Genomic DNA, 1190 nt, shown 5'->3' with positions numbered 1-1190 from the left:
GGGAAACTCCGAACAAGTTGCCCATCAGCCGGAAATGGACGGCTTGAGGATGCCGAAAAGCCCGATTTTCAGCCGCTGATTAGTGGATAACCAAGGCAAAGCCTTGGTTATTTGCTCTCACGGGCGCACCTCTCCCGCAGCCGGCAATAATTGCCGGCGCACCATCCACAGATTCGACAGAGCAAACAGCGTGGTCAGTTGCGCCGTATTCTTGGCCAAGCCACGGAATCGGGTTTTCACATAGCCGAATTGGCGCTTGATCACACGGAATGGATGTTCGACCTTCGCTCGCGCCTGCGCTTTGACCTTCTCGATCTTGCGTCTGGCCTTGTAGAGCACGCTTCGTTTGCTCAAGTGTTTATAGGTGCTCCGACGAGACGCAATCTGCCAGATCACCGCCCTTCTTTCATGCTCCGGCCGCTTTTCCACGCCGGTATAACCCGCGTCGGCACAGATAACATTTTCATCGCCATGCAACAGGTGGGCGACCTCCGTTACATCGGCCACATTCGCCGCTGTACCGTGGACGTGGTGCACCAGGCCCGACTCCGCATCGGCACCGATATGCGCCTTCATGCCGAAGAAATACTGATTACCTTTCTTCGTCTGATGCATTTCAGGATCGCGCTTGCCGTCCCTGTTCTTGGTCGAACTGGGTGCGTGGATGATGGTCGCGTCGACAATGGTGCCTTGGCGCAACGACAGGCCCTTGTCTAGCAGGTAATTGTTGATGGTTTCCAGAATGCCCGCCGCCAACTGATGCTTCTCCAGCAGGTGCCGGAAATTCATGATCGTCGTGTCTTCGGGGATCGGAGCGCTCAGCGTCAGACGAGCAAACTGGCGCATCGAAGTAATCTCGTACAGCGCCTCTTCCATGGCTGGGTCGCTCAACGAGAACCAGTTCTGCAGCAGGTGAATGCGCAGCATGGTTTCCAGTGGATACGGCTTGCGGCCACCGCCAGCCTTTGGGTAGTAAGGCTCGATCAACGCCACCAACCCACTCCACGGAACCACCTGCTCCATCTCGGCCAGGAAACGCTCGCGACGGGTTTGCTTGCGCTTACCGGCGTACTCGAAATCGGAAAAGCTCATCTGGCTCATGGGATGGCGGGCTTGTAGAGGGCAGTTGGACGGAGGCCTATTTCAGCACAAGTCAGATAGCCTGTGCTGACTTGATCGGAGAATCCCTA

1 protein-coding gene is annotated in these 1190 nt (G+C 56.5%); it reads right to left on the bottom strand.

Annotated features, from left to right (window positions below; translation table 11 throughout):
- Window positions 1–117: 117 nt before the first annotated feature.
- A complete protein-coding gene (locus BM70_RS0130935; RefSeq protein ID WP_025859591.1) occupies window positions 118–1101 on the bottom strand; it encodes an IS5 family transposase in 984 nt (327 codons plus the stop codon).
- Window positions 1102–1190: the final 89 nt, after the last annotated feature.

Origin of the sequence: Pseudomonas sp. CHM02 (assembly GCF_000612585.1) — a bacterium.
Lineage (GTDB): Bacteria > Pseudomonadota > Gammaproteobacteria > Pseudomonadales > Pseudomonadaceae > Aquipseudomonas.
This window is presented reverse-complemented; position numbering and strand designations above follow the sequence as displayed.

Coding starts and splice junctions, on each gene's coding strand:
- BM70_RS0130935 (WP_025859591.1), bottom strand. CDS start 1,101: ATGAGCCAGATGAGCTTTTCCGATTTCGAGTACGCCGGTAAGCGCAAG.